Source organism: Corallococcus exercitus (assembly GCF_042231735.1).
In the GTDB taxonomy this organism is placed as follows: Bacteria; Myxococcota; Myxococcia; order Myxococcales; family Myxococcaceae; genus Corallococcus; species Corallococcus exercitus_B.
Genome location: NZ_CP102577.1, coordinates 8,203,937 through 8,218,265, shown reverse-complemented (window position 1 = coordinate 8,218,265; position 14,329 = coordinate 8,203,937). Strand labels below are relative to the sequence as shown.

General features: G+C 71.6%; 16 protein-coding genes. 9 read left to right on the top strand and 7 right to left on the bottom strand.

Going from position 1 to position 14,329, the window contains the following annotated elements:
- Positions 1 to 9 precede the first annotated feature (9 nt).
- Together NR792_RS33055 and NR792_RS33050 are read right to left on the bottom strand one after the other, a co-directional pair.
- Positions 10 to 789, bottom strand: a complete 780-nt coding sequence (locus NR792_RS33055) for a hypothetical protein (RefSeq protein ID WP_375756695.1) — start codon at positions 787 to 789, stop codon at positions 10 to 12.
- Positions 790 to 798: 9 nt separating this feature from the next.
- Positions 799 to 2,517, bottom strand: coding sequence for a hypothetical protein (locus NR792_RS33050; protein ID WP_375756694.1), 1,719 nt, complete (start codon positions 2,515 to 2,517; stop codon positions 799 to 801).
- A 268-nt stretch (positions 2,518 to 2,785) separates the two neighbouring features.
- On the opposite strand from NR792_RS33050, the gene NR792_RS33045 reads away from it, so the two are divergent.
- Positions 2,786 to 4,264, top strand: a complete 1,479-nt coding sequence (locus tag NR792_RS33045; protein WP_375756693.1) for an ATP-binding protein — start codon at positions 2,786 to 2,788, stop codon at positions 4,262 to 4,264.
- Here the strand turns inward: NR792_RS33045 and NR792_RS33040 are convergent.
- A complete protein-coding gene (locus NR792_RS33040) occupies positions 4,233 to 4,802 on the bottom strand; it encodes an NUDIX hydrolase (RefSeq protein ID WP_375756692.1) in 570 nt (189 codons plus the stop codon). The two genes, NR792_RS33045 and NR792_RS33040, sit on opposite strands and share 32 nt — an antisense overlap.
- A gap of 153 nt (positions 4,803 to 4,955) precedes the next feature.
- Between NR792_RS33040 and NR792_RS33035 the strand changes: the two genes are divergently transcribed.
- Complete coding sequence (locus NR792_RS33035; protein ID WP_375756691.1) at positions 4,956 to 6,362, top strand: sigma-54-dependent transcriptional regulator; 1,407 nt, start codon at positions 4,956 to 4,958, stop codon at positions 6,360 to 6,362.
- A 201-nt stretch (positions 6,363 to 6,563) separates the two neighbouring features.
- Positions 6,564 to 7,607, top strand: coding sequence for a TetR family transcriptional regulator (locus NR792_RS33030; protein WP_375756690.1), 1,044 nt, complete (start codon positions 6,564 to 6,566; stop codon positions 7,605 to 7,607).
- Here the strand turns inward: NR792_RS33030 and NR792_RS33025 are convergent, their stop codons facing one another.
- Positions 7,608 to 8,150: a hypothetical protein gene (locus NR792_RS33025; protein WP_375756689.1), complete on the bottom strand. Its 543-nt coding sequence runs from the start codon at positions 8,148 to 8,150 to the stop codon at positions 7,608 to 7,610.
- Between the two features lie 134 nt (positions 8,151 to 8,284).
- Between NR792_RS33025 and NR792_RS33020 the strand changes: the two genes are divergently transcribed.
- Positions 8,285 to 9,340 (top strand): hypothetical protein, encoded by a 1,056-nt coding sequence (locus tag NR792_RS33020; protein WP_375756688.1) that lies wholly within the window; start codon positions 8,285 to 8,287, stop codon positions 9,338 to 9,340.
- 23 nt (positions 9,341 to 9,363) lie between these two features.
- Here NR792_RS33020 and NR792_RS33015 read toward each other — a convergent pair whose 3' ends face one another.
- Positions 9,364 to 9,678, bottom strand: a complete 315-nt coding sequence (locus tag NR792_RS33015) for a tetratricopeptide repeat protein (protein WP_375756687.1) — start codon at positions 9,676 to 9,678, stop codon at positions 9,364 to 9,366.
- 61 nt (positions 9,679 to 9,739) lie between these two features.
- Here NR792_RS33015 and rsfS point away from each other — a divergent pair, with 61 nt between their 5' ends.
- The 4 genes from rsfS (at position 9,740) to NR792_RS32995 (ending at position 12,739) form a co-directional block, all read left to right on the top strand.
- Positions 9,740 to 10,285: a ribosome silencing factor gene (gene rsfS / locus NR792_RS33010; protein WP_375756686.1), complete on the top strand. Its 546-nt coding sequence runs from the start codon at positions 9,740 to 9,742 to the stop codon at positions 10,283 to 10,285.
- Positions 10,286 to 10,290: 5 nt separating this feature from the next.
- Positions 10,291 to 10,755 carry a 23S rRNA (pseudouridine(1915)-N(3))-methyltransferase RlmH gene (locus NR792_RS33005; protein ID WP_375756685.1) on the top strand — a complete coding sequence of 155 codons (465 nt, stop codon included), beginning with the start codon at positions 10,291 to 10,293 and terminating at the stop codon, positions 10,753 to 10,755.
- 79 nt (positions 10,756 to 10,834) lie between these two features.
- A complete protein-coding gene (locus tag NR792_RS33000) occupies positions 10,835 to 11,980 on the top strand; it encodes an RNA ligase RtcB family protein (protein WP_375756684.1) in 1,146 nt (381 codons plus the stop codon).
- Positions 11,981 to 12,037: 57 nt separating this feature from the next.
- Positions 12,038 to 12,739, top strand: coding sequence for a double zinc ribbon domain-containing protein (locus tag NR792_RS32995; RefSeq protein ID WP_375756683.1), 702 nt, complete (start codon positions 12,038 to 12,040; stop codon positions 12,737 to 12,739).
- Here NR792_RS32995 and NR792_RS32990 read toward each other — a convergent pair.
- Entirely contained in the window at positions 12,726 to 13,391 is a 666-nt protein-coding gene (locus NR792_RS32990; RefSeq protein ID WP_375756682.1) for a Uma2 family endonuclease, read from the bottom strand. The two genes, NR792_RS32995 and NR792_RS32990, sit on opposite strands and share 14 nt — an antisense overlap.
- 172 nt (positions 13,392 to 13,563) lie before the next feature.
- Here NR792_RS32990 and NR792_RS32985 point away from each other — a divergent pair, with 172 nt between their 5' ends.
- Entirely contained in the window at positions 13,564 to 13,872 is a 309-nt protein-coding gene (locus NR792_RS32985) for a hypothetical protein (RefSeq protein ID WP_375756681.1), read from the top strand.
- Between the two features lie 18 nt (positions 13,873 to 13,890).
- Here the strand turns inward: NR792_RS32985 and NR792_RS32980 are convergent, their stop codons facing one another.
- On the bottom strand, positions 13,891 to 14,208 hold the full coding sequence (locus tag NR792_RS32980; RefSeq protein ID WP_375756680.1) for a DUF3817 domain-containing protein: 318 nt from the start codon (positions 14,206 to 14,208) through the stop codon (positions 13,891 to 13,893).
- Between the last annotated feature and the right edge of the window lie 121 nt (positions 14,209 to 14,329).

Here is a 14,329-nt window from a genome sequence, read left to right as displayed (position 1 = left end):
GCTGGAGCGTCAGTGCTTGTGCAGCATCCAGGACACGTCCGGCACGCGGGTGGGCTTCGTGAGGGTGGGCAGGTCGAAGAAGGCGTCGCGGCCCAGGGTGGCGATGAGCTGGCTTTCCGCGGCGTCGCCTTCCGGGGTCATGGCCTGGGTGGGGAGTTCGTAGGGCTGGACCAGGACGAGGCCACCGTCGAGTGACTGGCGCTGGGACGCGGGGATGGCGTCCAGGCGCGGGCCGAAGAGGTCCACGAAGGGGGCGCCGAAGACGTTGCGCCAGTAGAGGCCGGAGAGGCCTTCGCTGTAGTCGCGCAGGTTGAAGACAAGCTTGGAGCCGAAGCCATCTTCGTTCGGCTCGATCCGGTCGCCCTTGCGCTGGAAATCGTCATCGAGGCCTGACTGGGCAAGGGGCGAGCCCAGCAGGTTCATGATTTCGACGACCTGCCGCAGATGGGCTTCCCGCCAAACCGCCTTCCGAGCCTCCACGACGGAGGTCGTCCAAGAGAATGACCCTGCGAAAGGATACTCCCCGAAGCGCTCAGGCGAGAGACGAATGAAGTCCCGATTCGTCTTAGCCCCGATGAAGAAGTGTTTGAACTCGTCGTAGTAGGCCGTAGGGCCATCCGGATTGAAGGAGCCAGGCTCCAACTGTTCCCTCATGCCGACGCTCCCGTAGCGCACGGGTTGGAACCAGCGACCTTCAGAGAAGAACCGTCGGACGAGCTCGCGGATGATGTTCGTCGGCGGCACACCTGGGGGCAGTGAGAACCAGGTCTTCAAATAGCGCGGAGCCATCAACCACCCTCAAGGGAAGAACCGGATGTTGGCACGGCCCAGCCGCTTGAGTGCTGCGATTTCATCCTGCAGTGGCCCCGTGAGCCGTGTCGCCCCTTCGGGATGTTTGGCGGAACGGAGCCAAAGCTCGATGGAGCCACCATACTGCTTCACATAGTTCAGCATGGCTTCCACATTGCCCGTGAGCGCCAGTTCCTTGCGGCCCTTCACCTCCACGAAGTCGTAGGCACTGCCCCAGACGAGGTCCCCCTTGTGCCCCGTCACGGCGTCCGGGATGAAGCCCTCGGCCTTGCTGCCGGGGGGCGGCATCAGGAGGCTCGAGTTCTTCGGGAGCTTCTTGCTCTGGAGCACGGACTGTTCGAACGCACTGCCCGCCCCCTTGTTCTTGATGACCGTCTGGTAGAGCCGCTCCCACTCCGGCTCCACGGTGTAGTTGAAACGCGGATACTTGCCCGGGTGACGGAACTGGTAGTCCACCCATGCCTGCGCCAGGTGCTCCGCGCTGCCCGGCACCAGCCTCGCGCCCTCCGCCGTTGCCCGAGAGCCCACCAGCGCCACGCGCTTGCCCTGGGCCAGCACGCGCCCCGCTTCCGCGAGCGGTGCCTCCAGCCGCTTCGCGAGCGCTCGCAGCCGCTCCACGTCCTCCGCGGACACGGCATCACCGCGCCCCGCCGCGCGCAGCACCCGGCGAAGCTCCTGCGCCTCCCGCGGCGACAGGTGCTGCACCACGCGCTGCAACACCTGCACTTCACGCAGGCTCCGGCCCGTGAGCAGGGCCACCCGCTCCACGCCCTGCGCCCCCTCTGACAGCAGCCGTCCCGACACCACCGGCAGCGCCACGCTCACCGCGCACAGCAGGCGCTCGCCGTCCGTCAGCGGGTATCCCAGCAGACTCTGCCCCAGCACCACGCCGCCCACATCCGCCACCTCTCCGGAGACGGGCAGCAGGCCCAGGGCGATCTCCAGCACCACGTCTTCCGGCGGAACGCCCGGGGACTCACGGGCCGGGTCCCACGTCGGCGGCGCGAAGCGACCCGCCTCCACCGCGGAGGCCAGGAGGCTGTCGCGCGCCAGCAGGTAGAGCGCCACCTCACTGGGACTCTTGCGCGGGAAGTCCGGGTCCTCCGTGTGCGTGTAGGCCCAGTCCAGCACCGCATCCAGCAGCGCCAGCTGCGTCTCCTCGTAGAGCGCGCTCTCGGTGAGCAGTCCATCACTCCCGAGACGGCGGATGTGCGCGTCCGCCAGGGCCTGACGGCGCGCATCCGCCCAGCGGTGGAACTCCTCCAGCTTCGCCTCCGCCCGGGCCGAACGCTTGCCGTCCTCGAGCAGGGCCTCCGCGTGCTTCGCCTTCAGCCGCAGGTACACCTCCAGCGGCTCGTCCTTCGCGAGCTCCTCCTCCGTCCGCGCGGACGCCCAGAGCATCAGGTCGTTGAGCGCGGCATGGCCCACCTGACGCTCCGTCTCCATCACGGCGGGCTGCTTCAAGGCGGCTCGCTTCTCGCGGATGAACGCGAGGTAGCGGCCCAATTCCTCTCCACCCACGGTGCCGTTCGAACCCGCGCCGCCCCAGGCGGAGTCGCGCGTGAACGACGCCGGTGAAGCGCTGCGATAACGCCCGTAGCCGTGCATCCCCACCGGCAGGGTCCGGGAGCCCGGCGTACCGCAGGCCGTGAGCGACAGGACCAGCACCGCCCCCGCGCCGAATCGTCCCAGCCATCCCGTCAGCATGACGCGCCCCCTCAATCACTCACATCTACCAGTCGTGTCTGACGTTTTTCGTGAGCCCCGTCCTGACGTGAATTCCGCTCGGTGGAGCCGTGCCGGCGTGCTTTCTCAACGACGCCGTTCGTGCCCATCAACGCCACGCTCCGGCAGCCACCGCCATCACCCGTCCGGGGGATTCCGCGCGCTTCGCGCCGCTTCCGAACGAAGAACGAGGACTGGCCAGGGACCGGGGCATGCCGTTTGATGCAGGGGTGCGAGGAGCACCGCCCGGATGAAGCATCGCCCCCAATCCTCCCGTCCGCGGGACGCGCTGGGCTCGCTGTCCGCGCGGCTGCTGCTGGCGTTCCTCCTGCCCACCCTGCTCTTCCTCTCGCTCGCGGGCGCGTCCGTGTACGCGCTCGCTCGCGCGAGCCTGGAGGACGAGCTGGGCGCCAGCCTGTCCGCGCTCGCCGCCGCCACCGCCAGCCAGGTCAGCGGCGAGCGCATGCTCACCATCGAGCCCGGCGACGACGTGTCCGGCACCCGCACCTGGCGCAACCTCGTGCGACTGCTGGACGGCGTGCGCACCGCGAGCGGCGTGCGCCGCGTCTACGCCGTGGACACGCGGGGCCGCGTGCGCGCGGACGCGGGCGGCAACCTGCCCGTGGGCACCGAGGTCCCGGACCTCGCGCGCGACCGGCTGGAGCTGACGCGCGTCCTCGCCGGCAAGCGCGCCGCCAGCCAGGTGCTCTTCACCGGCTCCGACGGGCTGCTCTACAAGACGGGCTACGCGCCCGTGGTCCAGGACGGACAGGTGGTGGGCGCCATCGGCGTGGAGGGCAGCGCGGCCTTCTTCGGACCGCTGCGGCGGCTGTGGCGCACCTTCGTCATGGCCAGCGCCGTGGCGCTCGTCGCGCTCGCCCTCATCGCCGTCATCACCGCGCGAGGCCTGGCCCGCCCGCTGCGGCGGCTGATGGACTCCGCGCTGAGAATCGGCCGGGGGGACCTGACCACGCCGGTGCCTCCGGAGCCCACCCGGGAGATTGGCGTGCTCGCGCGGGAGCTGGAGGTCATGCGCGGCGCGCTGGAGAGCCGGGACCGGCAGCTCAAGCTGATGCTCGCGGGCGTGGCCCATGAGGTGCGCAACCCGCTGGGCGGCATCGCGCTCTTCTCCGGCCTGCTGCAGGAGGACCTGCGCGCGGGCGCGCACGCGGACGCGAACAGCCACGTCGACCGCATCCAGCGCGAGGTCTCCTACCTCCAGCGCATCGTCGAGGACTTCCTCGCCTTCGCCCGTGAACAGCCGCTGGCGCGCGCGCCCATGGAGGCGCCCGACCTCGTCTCCAACGCGTGCGAGCTGCTCTCGGCGGAGGCCGAGGGCAAGGGCGTGTCCCTGGACATGTCCGCCGCGCCCGCGCACCTGGAGGCGGATGGCAGCCTGCTCACCGCCGCGCTCGTGAACCTGGTGAAGAACGCCGTGCAGGCCGCGCCCGCCGGAAGCCGCGTGCGCGTTCGCGGCGAGCTGCGCGACGGCCGCTACGCCATCGACGTCCAGGACTCGGGCCCCGGCGTGCCCGAGGCCGAGCAGGAGCGCATCTTCGAGCCCTTCTTCACCACCCGCGAGCAGGGCACCGGCCTGGGGCTGCCGCTCGCGCGAAAAATCGTCCGGGCCCACGGCGGTGAGCTCGCCCTGCGCTCCACGCCGGGCGACACCGTCTTCACGCTGACGCTGCCCTGTCCTACTCCGTCTTCAACACCTCGCGCGCCTTGAGCAACATGCGACGCAGCGGCGCCTCGTCCGCGCGCGCCAGCGCTTCCTCCCATCCCAGCCACTGGATGCCGAACGACTCCGCGGGGTCATGCGCGAGCGACTCGGGGTCCTCCGCCACCACCAGGTAGCGCACGTCCAGATGGCGGTGCTCGGGTTCGTCCTTGCGCGCGGGGATGACGTGCACGTCCACGTCCAGCGGGCGCGGCGCCGTGGGGTGCAGGCGCACGCGGCACCCGGTCTCCTCACGGGCCTCGCGCAGCGCGGTGGCCTCCATGTCGCCTCCGTCCCCGGCCTCCGCGTGCCCTCCCGGCTGCAACCAGCGCTTGAGCTTCGCGTGGTGCAGCATCGCCACCCGTCCTCCCGCCGCGTCCACCACCACCGCGCTGCCGGTGAAGTGCGCCTCCACCTGCGAGCGGGAGAAGGGCTCCTCCAGCGACGCGGCGAAGTGGCGCATGCGCGCAAGGTCCTCGCGCTCCTTGTCGTCCGTGGGGACGTGGCGCGCGAGCAGGTCAGCGAGGGCAAGGGAAGCGTGGGCCATGCGCCCGGATAGACACCCACCGCGCCCGGGACGCCAGCCCTTTCACGGAAGGCCCCCCTGCGCTCCGGCCGGTCCGGTGTAGGGTGGCCTGGCGTGTGCATTCCGCCGGAGCCCACCCCGGCGACACCCCACCCTTCCTTCCCGAGCAGGCGCATGGCCCGCATCCTCGTCATCGACGACCACGACACCCTCCGCGAGGGCATGACCGTCACCCTCACCCGCTCCGGCCACACCGTGTCCGCGGTGAAGAGCGGGGCGGACGGGCTGGCCGCGTACAAGAAGGGCCCCTTCGACCTGGTCGTCACGGACTTGAAGATGGACGGCATGGACGGCATCGCCGTGACGCGCGCCCTCAAGCAGGCGGACCCGGGCGCCGTTGTCATGGTGGTGACGGCGTTCGGCACCATCGAGACCGCCGTGCAGGCCATGCAGGAGGGCGCCTACGACTTCATCACCAAGCCCTTCCCCCCGGAGGTGCTGCGCGCCAAGGTGGACAAGGGCCTGGAGCTGTCCGCCACGCGCCGCCAGGTGGAGCGCCTCACCGCCCGCACGGACGCGCATGACGCCGACGCCGCCCTCACCCACCGCGACCTCGTGGGCGACAGCGAGCCCATGCAGAAGCTGCTCGCCCAGGTGCGCAAGGTGGCCGCCAGCGACGCCACCGTGCTCGTGCGCGGCGAGAGCGGCACCGGCAAGGAGCTGGTCGCGCGGATGATCCACCAGCGCTCCCCGCGCAAGGACGGCCCCTTCGTCGTCGTGCACTGCGCCGCCCTGGCGGAGACGCTGCTGGAGAGCGAGCTGTTCGGCCACGAGCGCGGCGCCTTCACCGGCGCGGTGAAGCGCAAGCTGGGCCGCTTCGAGCTGGCCGACGGCGGCACCCTCTTCCTGGACGAGATTGGGGAGATTCCCGCCTCCGTGCAGACGAAGCTCTTGCGCGTGCTCCAGGAGAAGGAGTTGCAGCGCGTGGGCGGCGAGGAGACGCTCAAGGTGGACGTGCGCGTGGTGAGCGCCACGCACCGCGACCTCCAGGCGGAGGTGAAGGCGGGCCGCTTCCGCGAGGACCTCTACTACCGGCTGCACATCGTCCCGCTCACCCTGCCGCCCCTGCGCGAGCGCCCCGAGGACCTGCCCGCGCTCGCCCGTCACTTCGTCGCCAAGCACGCGCCCCGGGTCAACCGCCGCGTCACCGGCATCGACGACGCGACGCTGCACGCGCTCACCCGCCACGCGTGGCCCGGCAACGTGCGCGAGCTGGAGAACGTGATGGAGCAGGCGCTCGTCTTCGCCGAGGGCGAGACGCTCACCCCGCAGGACCTGCCCTCGCACCTGGCCGGCCAGCCGCCGCGCATGGACGCGGGGCTGCCGGTGCCCCAGGGCGACCGCCCCCTGCCCGACATCCTGGAGGACCTGGAGCGCCAGCTCATCGCCCGCGCCTACGAGAAGGCCGGCGGCGTGAAGACGGAGACCGCCCGGCTGCTGGGCATCAAGACCTCCGCGCTCTACTACAAGCTGGAGAAGTACGGCTTCCTGCCGCGCGGTGAACGCCCCGAGGAGGGCTAGCCGCGAGGAGCGGGGCCTGGCCCCCGGGGCCTCGGAAATCCGTCACCCCCACCCCGGCCCCATGACTTTCCACCGTCCGGCCCACCCACCCCGTCCCACCCGGCCCGGTGCAGGTGCCCGGAACCAGGGCGCTTTCCGTCGGGTGGGGGAACGGGGTAGGAGGGAAGGACTGGCATCCGCCTTGCTGACGGTGTCCCCCCGATGATGTCGCGTGTCCTCCCCCTCCTCCTGTGCCTGCTCGTGGCCGCTCCCGCCGGGGCGACGTCCGGCCTGGAGCAGACGCGCGCGAAGGCCCAGGCGGCGCGCACGGAAGCACGCACGCTGCGCACCCGGCAGCAGGGGCTGCGCGACGAGCTCAACGGGCTGGCCGCGCGCATCGAATCCCTCAAGGCCCAGCGCCAGGGGAAGCTCACCGCGGGCGACGAGCTGGAGTCCGCGCTGCGCCGCTCGCAGGAGCTGAGCGGGGAGCTGACGGGGCTGGCGCAGTCGGTGTCCGGCGCGGACGGCGAGGTGGAGCGCGCGCACCTGGCGCTGCATGGCGCGCTGTCCCAGGAGCTGACGCGGCTGCGCGCGGCGTGGGACGCGACGACGGACCGGGCGGAGCGGGCGCGGCTGGTGGAGCAGATGCGGTCCGTGCGCGGCGAGCGGGAGGCCGTGCGCGCCGCGCTGCCCGCCTCCCAGGTGCCGGCGCTGGACGGCTCGGCGCGCGGGGATGACCCGGAGGACCTGCTCGCGCAGGCGGACGCGCTGCGCGACACCCAGGACAAGGTGCGGCAGCGGCTGACGGCCCTGAAGGCGCGCATCACCGAGGTGCGCGAGGAGCGCGACCTGGACCGGCGCATGAACGACTTCCTGGGCGAGGAGTCCATGTTCGACGACCAGGACCGGCGCCTGCGCCTGCGCACGGCGGGCGACCGGGGCCTGCTGGTGGCCCCCACCCAGCGGGGCGGCACCGGCCAGGTGGCCGTGGGGGAGCCGATGACGGAGATGCCGACCTACTCGGACGACTCCAGCGGAGGGGGAGCCGGCGGGACTCCCGCGGGCGGGCTGGCCCCGGCTGGCAGCGTCATCGCCAGCGACCGGCGGCCCCAGGTGGACCCGGTGCGGGCCCAGGCGCTGGCCGCGGGCGGGCCGGAGGACCTCTCCTCGCTGGAGCAGGAAGCCGCGCGGCTGGAGTCCCTGGCGCGCGAGCTGGACGGACGCGCGGGCGCGCTGGAGCGCCGCGCGAAGACGCTGGCCCCCTAGCTAGAGCAGGCCGCCCTCCACCTCCAGCACCACCGTGGCCTGCACGCGCACCTCGCGCTCCGGCAGGCGCCCCGTGCCGCGCAGGATGATGGCCATGGAGGGCGCGGCCACGTAGGGCCGCAGGTCCACGCTCCCGTCCGCCTTCAGCGACAGCGTGGGGTTGGGCGCGTTCAGCCCCAGCCCGGCGATGCCGTCGCGCGACGCGAAGCGCGACTCGGAGTTGCCCGCGCGGGCCACCGCCTCCAGCGAGTCCAGGAAGTCGAAGCCTTGGTCGTTCGGGCTCAGGACCTTGAGCGTCATGGACTTCACCTGCACGCGCGACACCTCGTCCTTGGTGACGTCGCGGTTCTTGAAGTCCTGGTTCTCGTTGAAGTCCAGCGCCGAGAAGCTGCTGATGGCGGGAAAGGCGTTGAGGAGCGTGGGGGTGCCGGCGGGGCTCGCGGGCACCGTCGCCTCGCCCTGGACCTCCGTGATGAAGGACGCCGGGGAACAGGCGGAGAGCCCCAGGCCGGCCACCACCGCGAGGAAGGACGCGTAAGACATGGCCGCAATGTACCGGGCGGCCGGGTGCGGCGTCACCGACCGCGGGCCCCCCGGGTGTCCCCGGGGCGACTCGGCCGGGATGGGCGCTTGCGAGGGTGGGGCAGGCCCACGGGCCGGAGTATGGTGCGCGCGTCTTGGACCGCCGCCTCCTCCCGCTCCTCTTCGCCCTCGCGTTGCCCTGGGGCGGAGGTGCGCGCGCGGCAGAGTGGCAGGGCTCGCTCCGGGGCACCGGCCGGCTGCTCATGGACAGCAACGCCCCGCGCGACTTCACCGACGGCGCCACCTCCGGCCCTGGAACGGACCTGGCGCTGAGCGTGCTGGGCGTGGCGGAAGGAAGGGGCACCGGCGAGCGCTCCCAGGTGGTGGGCCGGTACGAGCTGGGCGCGCGCAAGTACGTGGACTACGCCAACGAGGACACGCTGGTGCAGGCGGGCGCGCTGGAGGGCTCGCTCGCCCTGGGCACCGAGTGGGGCGTGGGCGCCGAAGGACACGCCAAGGACCGGCGGGGCGGCAGCCGCGCGTACTCGGACCTGGGCGCGAGCCTCTTCGCCGAGTACGCCCCGGACGTGCGCCTGGCCCTGCGCTTGCGCCTGGGCGCGCGCCGCTTCGTGTACCGCCCGGACCACACGGCCGACTTCGGCGGCCCGGAGGTGGGGGTGCTGGGCCGCTACCGGCTGACTCCGCGTCACACGCTGAGTGTCTTTGGCGAGTGGGGCTCGCGCCGCTACGGCCCCTTCGCCCGGCCCTTCCCGGGCGTCAGCGCGTCCCCCGGGCGGCGGCAGGACGGCGCGCTGGTGGCGGGGGCGGGCTACACGTACCGGGGGCCGGTGAAGCTGTCGCTCACGTATGCCTTCCAGGAGGTCAGCTCCAACAGCTTCGGCGAGACGGCGCTGCGCCACCGGCTCACCGGCAGCGCTGGGGTGCGGCTGCCGTGGCGGGTGACGCTGCTGGCGCAGGGCACGCTGGGGCTGGCGCGCTACCCGGACGGCATCTTCCTGTCGCCGGAGATCGTCCTGGTGGAGGAGGACGAGGGGCAGAACTCGCTGTCCCTCAAGCTGGCCCGGCCCGTCTCCGCCCGCGTGGACCTGGAGCTGTCCTGGGGCATCTGGAGCACGCGCCTGCCGCGCAACGGCCTCCACTACACACGCCAGGTGTTCGGCGTGGGCTTCACCTGGCGGGACCAGGACTAGGAGCCCCAGGCTCCGGAGCACTCTCAGTCCAGGTCGGCGATGCGCTCGTCGATCTCCTCCGCCAGGCTGGGGTGCTGCTGGGCGAGCGCATGGTCCCGGGCGGTGGTGAGCACCTGCTTCGCCTTGTCCGTCTGGCCGGCCCCCGCGTAGGCATCCCCCAGGGAGACGAGGGCGGCGGCGTACTTCGGGTCCAGGCGGACGGCGGTTTCCAGGGTCTGGATGGCGCTGTCGTATTCCTTGCGCTCCAGGTGGAGCTTCCCCAGGGAGAACCAGGCCATGGGGGCGTCTGGGAACTGGACCGTCATCTTCTTGAACTGCTCCAGGCGGGCGTCGCTCATGGACGGAACCCATTAGAGGAGCGCTGGAAGCTTGCCAAGGGTGCGCTAGGGTATCCGCCACATGGCCACGAAGAAGAAGACCCCTGCATCCAAGAAGGCGAAGGCGAAGACCGGCACCCGGGCTCCGGCCCGCAAGAAGACGGCCGCCAAGAAGGCGAAGCCGGGCGTGCGTCCGCCGCCGCGCAAGAAGACCGCCGCCGCGCGCAAGAAGGCCCCGAAGGCCGCCGCCCCGCCCGCGCCTCCCAAGCCCGCGGAGAATGCGAAGGCGCGCGAGCTGGCGCGCCGCATCGGCAAGCTGCTGCTGGACAAGAAGGCCACGGACGTCGTCATCCTCGACATGCGCGGGATGACGTCCTACGCGGACTACATCGTCATCGCCTCCGGCGAGAGCGACCGCCAGGTGAGCGCCATGGCGGAGAACGTCCAGGTGCAGCTCAAGCAGGAGCCGCAGCCCCTGCGCCCCATCAGCACCGAAGGCCTGGAGACGGGCCAGTGGGTGCTGCTGGACTACGACGACGTCGTGGCCCACCTGTTCAACGGCGAGGTGCGCGCCTTCTACGACCTGGACGGGCTGTGGGCGGACGCGCCCCGGGAGAAGCTGTCCTAGCCGCCGTGAAGGTCCGCCTGCTCTCCATCGGCAAGGACCGCTCCGGGCTGTTCGAGCCCGCCGTGCAGGAGTACGCGCGGCGGCTCGAGCACTACACGCGCTTCGAGCTGTTGGAGCTGAGTGAAGCGTCGGGCCGCAAGCTCAAGCCCGGCGAGGCGAAGTCCGCGGAGGCCGCCGCCATCCTCGGCAAGCGCAAGCCGCAGGACTGGGTGGTGGCGCTGGACGAGCGCGGCACGCTGCTGGATTCGGTGGAGCTCGCCCGCTACGTCGCCAAGGCACAGACGGGCGCCAAGGACCTGCTCTTCGTCATCGGCGGGGATGAGGGGCTGGATGACTCGGTGCGCGGCGCGGCGCATCAGGTGATGTCGCTGTCGCGGATGACGCTGCCCCACCGGCTGGCGCGGGTGGTGCTCATCGAGCAGCTCTACCGCGCGTTCACCATCCTGAAGGGCGAGCCCTACCACAAGTAAGCGGCCGGGCAGCCTGTCTGGCCGGGGCGTGGGCCCGGGTGTCAGGGCGTGGAAAGGCTCCGCGTCGGGACCGGCCATCATGAACACGCCTTCTTCTGAAACCTCCACGGCCGCGACCGTGCGCATCATCGCCTCGCCCCAGTCCTGGGTGGAGGGCGAGGCCGTCCGCCAGCTGGAGGCGGTGGCGCGCCTGCCCGGCATGCGGCTGGCGGTGGGACTGCCGGACCTGCATCCCGGCAAGGGCGCCCCGGTGGGCGCGGCCTTCGAGTCCGAGGGCTTCTTGTATCCCTACCTCGTGGGCAGCGACATCGGCTGTGGCATGGGGTTGTGGGACGTGGACCTCCTGGCGCGCAAGGCGAAGGCGGAGCGCTGGGCGGCGAAGCTGGATCTGGAGGGTCCGTGGGAGGGGGACACGGACGCGGTCCTCGCGGAGCACGGCGCGAGCAGCACGGGCTTCGAGGCGGCGCTGGGCACGGTGGGCGGCGGCAACCACTTCGCGGAGGTGCAGCGGGTGGAGGAGGTGCACGACGCGCGCGTCTTCGAGGCGCTGGGCCTGCGGGAGGAGCGGTTGCTCCTGCTCGTGCACTCGGGGTCGCGTGGACTGGGCGAGGCCATCCTGCGCACGCACGTGGACCGGCACGCGGCGGGTGGGCTGGCGGCGGACTCGGAGGAGGCGCGCGCGTACCTCACCCGGCATGACGGCGCGGTGCTCTGGGCGAAGGCGAACCGGGCGCTGGTGGCGCAGCGGGCGCTGGATGGGATTGGCGCGACGGGCCGGCGGGTGTTGGACGTGTGCCACAACAGCGTGACCGCGCGGCATGAGGGCGGACGCGTGGGGTGGTTGCACCGCAAGGGCGCGGCGCCGTGGGACGAGGGGCCGGTGGTGATTCCCGGCAGCCGCGGGGCGCTGAGCTATCTGGTGTTGCCGGTGGGCACGGGCGAGCAGAGCGCGCACAGCCTGGCGCACGGCGCGGGACGCAAGTGGACGCGCACGGCGGCGCGGGAGCGGCTGAAGGAGCGCTTCACGGCGGAGTCGCTGACACGCACGTCCTTCAAGAGTCACGTCGTGTGCGAGGACCGGGACCTGCTCTTCGAGGAGGCGCCGCCCGCGTACAAGGCCATCGACCGCGTGGTGACGGACCTGGTGGAGGCGGGGCTGGTGCGGGTGGTGGCGACGCTGGCGCCGGTGCTCACGTACAAGACGCGAGGCCGCACGGCGGAGTGAGCGGCACGGGGCTCGCACGAGGGGCGCGAGGATGCGCTGCCCCTGGGAGTCCCGGTGATGTGGAAGGCCCTGCTGGATTTGATTTATCCGCCCATGTGTCTGGCCTGCGCGAAGGTGCTGCCGGGCGTGGGCGCGGTGTTCTGCGAGCCCTGTGACACGGCGCTGGAGCGGCTGCCGCCGGTGTGTTGCCGGACGTGCGCGGAGCCCGGCGCGTTCCCGGGGAACACCTGTCCCCGCTGCCGGACGGTGCCGCCGCCATTCAGCCGGGCCTGGGCGCCGTTCGCGCACGAAGGGCCGGTGGCGCGGGCCATCCACCGGTTCAAATACGAGGACCAGCCGGACCTCGCGGCGCCGCTGGGGGCGCTGCTCGCGGACGAGGCGCGGCGGTTCCTGCGGACCGCGCCCGGGTGCGTGGTGGCGTTGCCGCTGCATGTGCGGCGCTTCCGGAAGCGGCAGTACGACCAGGCGCACCTGCTCGCGGGAGAGTTGGCGAAGGCCACGGGGCGGACGGCGCCGGGGGACTGGCTGGAGCGCACCCGGGAGACGCGGCGGCAGGTGGGGCTGAGTGAGGTGGAGCGCGCGGGCAACGTGGCGGGAGCGTTCGTCGCGTCGCGAGCGGTGAAGGGGCAGGAGGTGTTGCTCCTGGACGACGTGTTCACCACCGGGTCCACCGCGCGGGCCGCGGGCGTCGCACTGCGGGCTGCGGGGGCCACGCGGGTGGAGGTGCTGACGTTGGCGAGGGCGTTCACCCTCGCCTGAGCCGGGCGAGCTCGGCCTCGAGTTCCTTGAGCTGGCGCTCCAGGTCATCGCGGCGCTGAAGCTCTTCCTCCAGTTGGCGGACACGCTCCTTGTAGCTCAGCAGCGGCGTGGCACTCGTCCAGAGCTGGAGGCGCTCGCCTTCGGCCTGGAAATCGAGTCCCAGCACTTTGGAGACGTAGCGCCCCCGCTGCGGTTCCAGGCGTGTGTAGACGCGCGCATCGGGTGTCGCGAGCCGGTAGCACTCCAGCGTGCAATCGCGTCCGTCGAGGATGAAGTACTCCGGAATCCCCAGGCGGGCGTAGCGCTGCACATTGGCGTCAGCGGCTGTCTTCCGATCTCCGCCCGCGTGCACCTCCATGACCCAGTCCAACCCATGGCCCTCGGCGCTGCACACCCACTTGTTGCGAGTGCGCTGCTCCGCATCCAGCACGACCAGCAGGTCCGGCGCGAAGCGTGGCTCCTCGGGATAGTAGATGGGGAGCGCGGAGCTCACGTACGCCCGCCGGGACTGCTGGGCCCAGTATCTGCGCAACACATTCCAGACGTAGGTGCGCGGGCCGGTGTGCCAATCGCCTTCGGGCATTGGCATCTCATTCCAGGTCACCTCGCCAGGGAGGGACTCCACGACCTGCGCTTGCTCCTCTGCGGTCATGGCATCCCATGCCCTCTGGGAGGGTGCGCGGGGATACCCGCCAACAACCCCTGAGGTCCTATCTTCCATGAACGACATGATGGGTCGTCCCCAGGACAGGGTCAATCCCACCAGGGTCGTCTATGCTGCGCGGCGAAGGACTTCGGCAGCGTCCCCGGTTCTCGGGAGCGAGATGAACGCGATGCTGACGCCAGAGGAGCGCAACCGGGCGCGCGGGGGCAGGCTGCTGGCGCATGGCAGCTGGCTGCTCTACGTCATCGCGGTGATGATCCAGCGGTTCTCGGATCCTTCGCTGCTGGGTTCGCGGCCCCTGGGTTACGTCCTGGTCCTGCTCTTCGGCGCCGGGTTTGTCATGGGACTCGTGGCGCTCCTCAACCACAAGCGCTACCGGCCCGCCCGGGTGTTCGCGCCCGCGGTGGCGGGCCTCATCCTGAATGGCTTCGTCTTCGCCAGCGTCGCCATGATCATGGCCGGGGAGTAGGCGCGCGGGTCCCCGCGCTCAGCGCGTCTTCGCCGTCTCCAGCGCGAGCGCCTCACCGCGCAGCTGCGCGTCCAGCCAGAACGTCCCGCCCGGCACGAGCGAGGCCACGAAGGCCACGGCGATCCGCTTCACGCCCCAGCGGTATTCGATGGCCGCCATCATCAGCGTGTAGAGGTACGCCACGAACAGCAGGCCGTGCGCCATGCCCACCACGCGCACGCCCAGGGGCATGTGCAGCACGTACTTCAGCGGCATGGCGATGAGCAGCAGCACCAGGAAGGACAGGCCTTCCCAGAAGGCGACGGCGCGGAAACGGCCCAGGGCGGTCTTCAGCATGACGTCCTCTCTCCTCCGCCCCTTGCCTGCCGTCAAGGCAGGCGGATGAAGCGGCCGTGCCTGCCCGCTCCAGGTCCGGCCTGACGTCATGGCCTTCCGAGCCGCGCACGGGATGTCGGAC

Bases quoted from the DNA above. Each gene is read 5' to 3' on its own strand.
- NR792_RS32990 (WP_375756682.1), bottom strand. From the start codon at position 13,391: ATGACCGCAGAGGAGCAAGCGCAGGTCGTGGAGTCCCTCCCTGGCGAG.
- NR792_RS32980 (WP_375756680.1), bottom strand. From the start codon at position 14,208: ATGCTGAAGACCGCCCTGGGCCGTTTCCGCGCCGTCGCCTTCTGGGAA.
- NR792_RS33000 (WP_375756684.1), top strand. From the start codon at position 10,835: ATGAACACGCCTTCTTCTGAAACCTCCACGGCCGCGACCGTGCGCATC.
- NR792_RS33025 (WP_375756689.1), bottom strand. From the start codon at position 8,150: ATGTCTTACGCGTCCTTCCTCGCGGTGGTGGCCGGCCTGGGGCTCTCC.
- NR792_RS33035 (WP_375756691.1), top strand. From the start codon at position 4,956: ATGGCCCGCATCCTCGTCATCGACGACCACGACACCCTCCGCGAGGGC.
- NR792_RS33050 (WP_375756694.1), bottom strand. From the start codon at position 2,517: ATGCTGACGGGATGGCTGGGACGATTCGGCGCGGGGGCGGTGCTGGTC.
- NR792_RS33030 (WP_375756690.1), top strand. From the start codon at position 6,564: ATGATGTCGCGTGTCCTCCCCCTCCTCCTGTGCCTGCTCGTGGCCGCT.
- NR792_RS33015 (WP_375756687.1), bottom strand. From the start codon at position 9,678: ATGAGCGACGCCCGCCTGGAGCAGTTCAAGAAGATGACGGTCCAGTTC.
- NR792_RS32995 (WP_375756683.1), top strand. From the start codon at position 12,038: ATGTGGAAGGCCCTGCTGGATTTGATTTATCCGCCCATGTGTCTGGCC.
- NR792_RS33045 (WP_375756693.1), top strand. From the start codon at position 2,786: ATGAAGCATCGCCCCCAATCCTCCCGTCCGCGGGACGCGCTGGGCTCG.
- NR792_RS33040 (WP_375756692.1), bottom strand. From the start codon at position 4,802: ATGGCCCACGCTTCCCTTGCCCTCGCTGACCTGCTCGCGCGCCACGTC.
- NR792_RS33055 (WP_375756695.1), bottom strand. From the start codon at position 789: ATGGCTCCGCGCTATTTGAAGACCTGGTTCTCACTGCCCCCAGGTGTG.
- rsfS (WP_375756686.1), top strand. From the start codon at position 9,740: ATGGCCACGAAGAAGAAGACCCCTGCATCCAAGAAGGCGAAGGCGAAG.
- NR792_RS32985 (WP_375756681.1), top strand. From the start codon at position 13,564: ATGAACGCGATGCTGACGCCAGAGGAGCGCAACCGGGCGCGCGGGGGC.